Origin of the sequence: Amycolatopsis sp. NPDC048633 (genome assembly GCF_040650695.1) — a bacterium.
Classification (GTDB): Bacteria; Actinomycetota; Actinomycetes; order Mycobacteriales; family Pseudonocardiaceae; genus Amycolatopsis.
In genome coordinates, this window is the sequence record NZ_JBEZHS010000079.1 from 1 (window position 1) to 8,030 (window position 8,030).

At 72.5% G+C, this 8,030-nt stretch carries 7 protein-coding genes; 2 read left to right on the forward strand and 5 right to left on the reverse strand.

Translation table 11 applies throughout. The features are described from left to right. Nucleotides 1-65: 65 nt before the first annotated feature. Genes AB0C38_RS49160 through merB form a run of 5 tightly spaced genes read right to left on the reverse strand, consistent with a single transcriptional unit; the run spans nt 66 to nt 5,080 of the window. Nucleotides 66-845 carry an LLM class F420-dependent oxidoreductase gene (locus AB0C38_RS49160; RefSeq protein WP_360688564.1) on the reverse strand — a complete coding sequence of 260 codons (780 nt, stop codon included), beginning with the start codon at nt 843-845 and terminating at the stop codon, nt 66-68. Beyond that, complete coding sequence (locus AB0C38_RS49165; protein ID WP_360688567.1) at nt 842-1,768, reverse strand: phytoene/squalene synthase family protein; 927 nt, start codon at nt 1,766-1,768, stop codon at nt 842-844. The genes AB0C38_RS49160 and AB0C38_RS49165 overlap by 4 nt, the downstream gene beginning before the upstream one ends. Continuing rightward, nucleotides 1,765-3,237 (reverse strand): phytoene desaturase family protein, encoded by a 1,473-nt coding sequence (gene crtI, locus AB0C38_RS49170; RefSeq protein ID WP_360688570.1) that lies wholly within the window; start codon nt 3,235-3,237, stop codon nt 1,765-1,767. The genes AB0C38_RS49165 and crtI overlap by 4 nt, the downstream gene beginning before the upstream one ends. A 1-nt stretch (nt 3,238) precedes the next feature. Beyond that, complete coding sequence (locus AB0C38_RS49175; protein WP_360688572.1) at nt 3,239-4,330, reverse strand: polyprenyl synthetase family protein; 1,092 nt, start codon at nt 4,328-4,330, stop codon at nt 3,239-3,241. Between the two features lie 60 nt (nt 4,331-4,390). Next, nucleotides 4,391-5,080, reverse strand: a complete 690-nt coding sequence (merB, locus tag AB0C38_RS49180) for an organomercurial lyase (protein ID WP_360688575.1) — start codon at nt 5,078-5,080, stop codon at nt 4,391-4,393. Nucleotides 5,081-5,176: 96 nt separating this feature from the next. On the opposite strand from merB, the gene AB0C38_RS49185 reads away from it, so the two are divergent. Both AB0C38_RS49185 and AB0C38_RS49190 read left to right on the forward strand, forming a co-directional pair. Next, entirely contained in the window at nt 5,177-6,061 is an 885-nt protein-coding gene (locus tag AB0C38_RS49185; RefSeq protein WP_360688578.1) for a methylenetetrahydrofolate reductase, read from the forward strand. 105 nt (nt 6,062-6,166) lie between these two features. Then, nucleotides 6,167-7,855, forward strand: a complete 1,689-nt coding sequence (locus tag AB0C38_RS49190) for a DUF885 domain-containing protein (RefSeq protein WP_360688581.1) — start codon at nt 6,167-6,169, stop codon at nt 7,853-7,855. Nucleotides 7,856-8,030 lie beyond the last annotated feature (175 nt).

The following is an 8,030-nucleotide window of genomic DNA, read 5'->3' on the forward strand; positions in this document are numbered from 1 at the left end:
TTATTTTTTTTAAACCCCACTTTTTGGTAAAATTGGACCCTCAAGGTGGCCTTCACGGCTTTTGGTCAGGCGTTGGTCTTGTCGCGCCAGGCGATCCACGACTCGAGCTTGGCCAGGTCGTAGTCCGGGCCGCCCACGCCGACCGTGAACGTCGTGACGCCCAGGTCCAGGAGCTTCGGGCCCAGCTCGTCCGGCTCGCCCTGCACGCCGCACGAACGCTCGATCTCGGCCGGGTCGCGGCCGACGTCCTTGCAGTGCTGGTCGAGGATCTTCACCTTGCGCTCGACGACCTCCGGGTCGCCGAAGCCGTGCCAGATGTCGCCGTGCTTGGCGACCAGCTTGAGGGTCTTCTTCTCGCCGCCGCCGCCGATGAGCACCGGGATCTTGCGGGTCGGGGCCGGGTTCAGCTTGGCGAGGCGCGACTCGATCCGCGGCAGGGACTCCGCCAGGTCGTCGAGGCGGCCGCCGGCGGTGCCGAACTCGTAGCCGTACTCGTCGTAGTCCTTCTCGAACCAGCCCGAGCCGATGCCGAGGATGAGCCGGCCGCCGGAGATGTGGTCGACCGTGCGGGCCATGTCGGCCAGCAGCTCGGGGTTGCGGTAGCTGTTGCAGGTCACCAGCGCGCCGATCTCCACGCGCGACGTCGACTCCGCCCACGCGCCGAGCATCGTCCAGCATTCGAAGTGCTGACCGTCGGCGTCGCCGTACAGCGGGTAGAAGTGGTCCCAGTTGAAGACGATGTCGGCGCCGAGGTCCTCGGCCGCCGAGGCGGTGCGCCGGATGGTGTCGTAGTCGGCGTGCTGCGGCTGGAGCTGCAGGCCGATCCGGATGCGTCGTTCGGTCATGACCGCAGCCTACGACCGCTCCGGAACGTCTCGCGCGCCCAGACCGCGGCCAAGGGTGGTAGTGCGACTACCAGCCTGCGTGACTTCGGCACCACCGCGCGTCGCGTGAGGATGTCGTAGTCCAGGGCCGCGATCTCGTCCAGGATTCCTTCGTACAGCGTCAACGCCGTCCGCACGCAGGGCCGCGATTCGGGGCGCAGCAACGGAACCCCCGCTTCGGCCCGCCGGTACACCGCCCGCGTCCGCGCGACGAAGTACGCCAGCGCCGCCCGGATCCGCGGGTCGGGTCGCCGCTCCTCCAACAACGATCGCGAGACGTCGAACGCGGCCAGCTCGGCCAGCGGCAGGTACAGCCGGCCACGATCGAGGTCCTCGCCGACGTCACGCAGGAAGTTCGTCAGCTGGAACGCCTCACCGAGCGCGATCGCCCCCGGCTCGGCCTCCGCCAGGGCACCGACCGTGCCGAACACCGGCAGCATCTGCAGCCCGATCACCGCGGCCGAGCCGTACATGTACTCGCCCAGCTCCGCGAAGGTCGCGTACTCGGTCGTCTTGAGGTCCATCCGCATGGACTTCAGGAACGCGTCGAACAACGCGCGCTCGATGCCGTACCGGCGCACCGTGTCGGCCAGCGCCGCGAGCACCGGGTCGTCCGGGGTCCCGCCGTCGAAGACGACGTCGACGAGCGAAGCCACGCGGTCCAGGGCGACGGCCGGATCGCTGCCCGGCTCGGGGTTGTCGACCAGTTCGTCGGCCATCCGCGCGAACCCGTAGAGCGTGTGCGCGGCCGGCCGGGCCCGCGCCGGCAGCAGCCGGGTGGCCAGGAAGAACGTGCGCCCGTGGTGGGCGTTGATGCGGCGGCACGCGGTGTAGGCGGCGCGCAGCGTGGGCTCGGTGATGCCCGCGGCGTCGAGTTCGTTCACCGGCCCGTGATCCTTTCCGCTGCCAGTCGCCCGGAGATGAGCACGGGCGGGATGCCGACACCCGGCGTCGTGCCGCAGCCGGCGAGCACCACGTTGCCCGCCGCGCGCACCAGGTTCGCCGGCCGGAACGGGCCGGTCTGCGCGAACGTGTGCGCCAGCGAGAACGGTGTCCCGGCCGCGAGCCCTCGCGCCGCCCAGTCCGCCGGGGTGATCGTCTCGTCGACGGTGAACTCGTCGCCGAACCCGGTCAGCCCGCGCGCTTCGAGCGTGCGAAGGAGCTCCTCGCGGTACGGCCCGCGTACGCGTTCCCAGTCGATCGGCCCGCGACGCAGGTTCGGCGCCGGCGCGAGCACCGAGACGATCTCGCCGCCCCGCCCGGCCAGCCCCGGATCGGTCGCCGTCGGGCGCGTGACCAGCAGCGACGGGTCGCTCATGAGCTTTCCCTCGCGGATGATCTCCGCGAACGTCCGCTCCCAGGCGGCACCGAAGTAGATCGTGTGGTGCCCGAGGTCCCACGCCCGCGTCGTCCGGCCGTGCAGGACGACGGCCGACGGCGAGTACCGCAACGGCACCGGTCGCCGGGGCCGCGCGCCGATCAGCCGGTAGGCCGCGCTCAGCTCGGTGGCGAGGACGACGGCGTCGCAGGCGATCCGCTCGCCCGAGCGCGTCCGGACCGCGCGCACCCGCGAATTCACTCGTTCGAGCCACGCGGCTTCGGTGCCGAACCGGACGTCCGCGCCCGCCCGGGCCGCCGCGCCGGTCATCGCGCGGCCGATCTCGCCCATCCCGCCTTCGGGGTAGTAGACGCCGCCGACGGTGTCCATGTAGGCGATGACGCCGTACGCGCCGATCGCACTCGCCGGGTCGAGGCCGGCGTAGAGCGACTGAAAGGTGAACAGCCGCCGGACCCGCTCGTCACGCAGGTAGCGGCCGACGCGCGGACCCAGCCGGCCGAACCCGCCCAGCGCGGCGAGCTTCGCCAGCTCGGGGCGGGCCAGGTCGAACGGCGAGTCGAAGTTCGTCGCGAGGAACTTGTCCTTCTGCACGGCGTACAGCTCGGTCAGCCAGCGCCGCAGTGCCCGGTAGCCCGCCGCCTCGCGGGCGCCGGCGAAGGCGCGGATCTCGGCCTCCATCGCGTCGCCGTCGGTGTGCAGCGCCAGCTCGCCGCCGTCGGCGAACCGCGCCCGGTACGCCGGGTCCAGCCTGGTCAGGCGCAGGTTCTTGGCCAGGGGCTCGCCGACCGCGGCGAACGCCTCTTCGAGGAGCTCGGGCATGGTGAGCACGCTCGCGCCGGTGTCCACGGCGTTGCCGTCGAAGGTCCGCTGCCCGGCGCGCCCGCCCGGGACGCCGGCCTGCTCCAGCAGCGTGACCCGCCGTCCCGCGCCGAGCAGGTGCAGGGTCGCCGAGAGCCCGGCCAGCCCGGCCCCGATCACGACGACGTGGTCGGCGGGACCGTCGATCGTCCGCACGTCAGTACGTCCGCTGCGTCGCCTTGACGACCAGCCCGGTCAGCGCCGCCGGCGCGGGCTCGGCCAGGTGGGCGCGCTCGAGGGCGGCCATCGCCGCGGTGGTCAGCTCGTCGATCCGCCGCTCGACCGCGTCGACCGCGCCGACCTGCCGCAACGCCATCCGGACGGTCTCGACGCCCTCGTCGGACAGGTCCGCGTCGCCGATCGCGTCCGCGATCACGGTGGCCGCGGCCACCTCGCCCTTCTCCTCGGCGAGCTGCAGGCCGAGGGCGACGAGCAGCGTGCGCTTGCCCTCGCGCAGGTCGTCGCCGGCGGGCTTGCCGGTGACCGAGGGGTCGCCGAACACGCCCAGCAGGTCGTCGCGCAGCTGGAACGCGACGCCGACCTCGCCGCCGAACTCCAGCAGCGTGGCGATCAGCTCGGGGGAGGCCCCGCCGAGCGCGGCGCCGAGGTGCAGCGGCCGCTGCACGGTGTAGGCGGCGGTCTTGAGCCGGTCGATCTTCAGCGCGGCCTCGACGGAGGCGTCGCCGGTGGCCTGCGTGCGGACGTCGAGGTACTGCCCGGCGAGCACTTCGGTGCGCATCGCGCGCCACGCGGGGCGGGCCGCGGCCAGGGTCTGCGCGGGCAGCGGCGCGTCGGCGAACATGTCGTCGGCCCAGGCCAGGGCCAGGTCGCCGACGAGCACCGCGGTGGCCAGGCCGAACGTCGCGGGGGAGCCGAGCCAGCCCTGGTCGGCGTGCAGCTTCGCGCTCGCGATGTGCACCGTCGGGAAGCCGCGGCGGGAGTCGGAGGAGTCGATCAGGTCGTCGTGGATCAGCGCGCACGCCTGGATCAGCTCGAGGCTGGACACCGCCTGCAGCACGCCCTCGGCGTCCGGGCCCGCCGGGTCGCCGCCCGCGCCGCGCCAGCCCCACCAGGCGAACGTCGGGCGCAAGCGTTTGCCACCGGTCAGCACGAACCCGCTCAGCGCGTCGATCCCGGCCTTCACGGTCGGCTCGGTCGCCACGATTTCCGCGCTCGCCCGGCCGAGGAACCCGGCCAGCGCGCGCTCGACGTCGGCGGGCAGATCGGCGTCGGAAACGGGCGCGTTCATGCCGCCATCCTCGCCGAACCGGCGCAGCCGCGGGCCGCCGGGGCACCCGGATGTGGCGAATCAGACTCCGGCCGTGGCCGCCCAGAACGGCCCGGTCAGGCCCGTTTCGGCGAAGTACGCGACGGCGCCGTCCGGTTCCCGCCGCCGGTAGCCGCGCTCGAGCCGGCCCTCGTACCAGCCGCGGGCGAGCCGCCAGAGCGTGCCGAGGTCCATGACGTACCCCTTGTCCTGCCCGGTCGCCGCCAGCCAGGCGTCCACACAGGACTCGCGGCAGAACAGCCGCTGGTGCCCGCAGGTGTGCAGCACGTCGTCCCACATCCGCGCGGCGGGCACCAGGAAGTGCGCCACCTGCGCGCCCTCGGGCGGCGCGGCGCGGTCCACGACCAGTGCGTGCGGCTGCCCGCAGCCGGGGCAGCGGGTCGCGACGAGCACCTCCGGCTCGGCTTCGACCAGGTGGGGGATGGCGAAGGAGTCCCACGCGCAGCCGCCCCACCACAGCGTGTGCGCGCCCAGCACCGAGAAGCCGAGCGACTTCGCCGCGAACGGGTGGGCCAGCACGACGTGCTCGCACTCGTCGAGCACCAGGTGGTGGGCCGCGGCGAGGCGGTGCAGCGCCTGCTTGGCCACGGCCAGGGACCCGCCCGCCGCGTCGGCCAGCTCCGGCGCGGACGGCGCGCGGCCCCGGCCGGCGAAAGCGTGGTAGACGGCGAGGCGCACGTCCTCGTCCCAGTTCGTGTCGTCGTCCCGCACCTGGCCAGTTTAGTCCTTGGGAGTGACTCGAATGTCAGTCTCGCTACGCGGACGGGGGCTCCCGCATCGCGGGCGCGGGCCTTTAACATTCGGGGTATGACGTCGGTGATCGAGCGGTTGCGAGGAGAAGGGCCGAAGTTCTCCATCGAGTTCTTCCCGCCCCGGGACACGGCGGACGAGGCCGTCCTCTGGAAGGCGATCCGGGAGCTCGAGCCGTACGACCCGGCCTACATGTCGATCACCTACGGGGCCGGCGGCTCCAGCCGCGACGGCACGATCCGCAGCATCGCCCGCGTCGCCACCGAGACCACGCTGGTGCCGATGGCGCACCTGACCGCGGTCAACCACACCGTCGCCGAGCTGCGGAACGTGATCGGCTGGTACGCCTCGGTCGGCGTCCGCAACATCCTCGCGCTGCGCGGCGACCCGCCGGGCGACGTCTACGGCGACTGGGTCCCGCACCCGGAGGGCCTGACCTACGCCGAAGAGCTGGTGCAGCTGGTCCGCGAGCTGGGCGACTTCTGCGTCGGCGTCTCGGCGTCGACCTACGGGCACCCGCGCTCGCCCGACCTGGAAACCGACACGAAGTACCTGGTCCGCAAGCTGCGCGCGGGCGCCGACTTCGCGATCGCGCAGCTGTTCCACGACGCCGAGGACTTCCTCCGGCTGCGCGACCGGGTGGCCGCGACCGGCTGCGACGTCCCGGTGCTGCCCGGCGTCATGCCGCTGACGACGCTGCGGACCCTGCAGACGACGATCAAGCTCTCCGGCGCGCCGGCCCCCCGGAAGCTGCTGGACCGGCTCGAGCCGCTGGCCGACGACCCGAAGGCGTTCCGCGCGGCGGGCATCGACGTCATCACCGAGCTGTGCGAGAAGCTGATCGCCGAGGGCGTGCCGAACCTGCACTTCTACACGTTCAACCGGTCGAAGGCGACGCGCGAGGTGATCGCGCGGCTGGGGCTGGTCCCGGCCCGCACTTAAGGCTGGGACAACCGGGGCTGCGCCCCGGGCCGGGGGCTCCGCCACCCGGACCCCCGCACTTAAGTCCGTACCGCGGGCCGTCCGTGGTTCGGTAGCGTGCGGCGCATGGCTTCTACTGCTTCCGATGGCGTGCACGGGATCTGTGACCGCTACGTCGACGACTACGCGGCCGCGGACCCGGTCGCGGCGACCGCCCACGGCATCAAGGGTCACGACCACCGGCTGACCGACTACTCGGCGGACGGGTTCGCCGAGCGCGCCGGACTGGCCGCGCGGGCGCACGCCGCCGTCACCGCCGCCGAGCCGCGCGACGCCGCCGAGCGCGCCGCCAAGGCCGTGTTCACCGAGCGCGTCGGCCTGGAGCTGGAGATCCACGAGGCCGGCCTCGACGTGGCGAGCCTCAACGTCATCTCCAGCCCCGTGCAGGAGCTGCGGATGGCGTTCGACCTGATGCCGCTGGACACCGAGCAGGACTGGTCGGCCGTCTCGGCCCGGCTCGGCGAGGTCCCGCAGGCGCTCGCGAACGTGCGCAACGGCCTGCTCACGGCGGCCGACGGCGGGCACGTCTCGGCGCTGCGGCAGATCGCGAAGGTGGCGGACCAGTGTGAGACGTGGGCCGGGCTGCAGGAGGAGACGGGGTACTTCACCCAGCTCGTCGGCGGCGCGTCTTCGCAGGGTGAGGCGCTTTCGGCGGACCTGGCGCACGGCGCGCGGGCGGCCGAGGAGGCGTTCGCGGAGTTCGCCGGGTTCCTGCGGGCCGAGCTGGCGCCGAAGGCCCCGGTCAAGGACGCCGTCGGCGAGGACGTCTATCGCCTGTGGTCGCGGTACTTCGTCGGCGCGGCGCTGGACCTGCGCGAGGCCTACGAGTGGGGCTGGGCGGAGTTCGCCCGGATCGAGTCCGAGATGCGCGCGGTCGCGAACCGGGTCAAGGCGGGCGCTTCGGTGGCGGAGGTCGCCGCGGTGCTCGACGCGGACCCCCGCTACCGCGTCCGCGGCCGTGCCGAGTTCGAGGCGTGGATGCAGCACCTGTCCGACGAGGCACTGAAGTCGTTGCGCGGCAAGCACTTCGAGATTTCGGATCGCGTGATGGCGCTGGAGTGCAAGATCGCCCCGCCGGGTGGCGGAGTGGGCGCGTACTACACGGGCCCGAGCGAGGACTTCGACCGCCCGGGCCGGATGTGGTGGTCCCTGCCGGCCGGCCGCGACGAGTTCGTCACGTGGCGCGAGACGAGCACGGTGTACCACGAGGGAGCACCGGGTCACCACCTCCAGATCGCGACGGCGGTGGACCAGTCCGAGGGGCTGAACAAGTACCAGCGCCTGATGGCGTTCACGTCGGGCCACGCGGAGGGCTGGGCGCTGTACTCGGAGCGCCTGATGGAGGAGCTGGGCTACCTGTCCGACGACGGCGACCTCCTGGGGATGCTGTCGGAGCAGCTCTTCCGCGCCGCCCGAGTCGTGGTCGACCTGGGCATGCACCTGGAGCTCGAGATCCCGGCGGGAACGGGCTTCCACGAGGGCGCGCGCTGGACACCGGAGCTGGGCCTGGAGTTCATGCTGACCCGCACGATCACGGACCAGGCCCACGTCCGCGACGAGATCGACCGGTACCTGGGCTGGCCGGGCCAGGCCCCGGCGTACAAGATCGGCGAGCGCCTTTGGCTGGCGGCCCGTACGGAGGCCCAAGGGCGCGCCGGGGGAGCGTTCGACATCAAGCGGTTCCACGCGGAGGCTTTGCGGCTCGGCGGGATGGGGCTGGACACGCTGCGGGAGCAGCTGGCTCAGCTGGACTGAGATATGTGCTTTGCCCCTGCCTCCGGGTGGATTCCGCTCAGCCGGAGGCACGGGCCCGGCGAAGTCGTGGTGGCGCGGCCGGGTCGCGGTGGCTCGAACGTCGTGAAAGACCCTTTCACCTCGTCCGACGAGGGGTTAAGGTGTTTAAAGACAACAAAAACCCCCCATTGTTCCG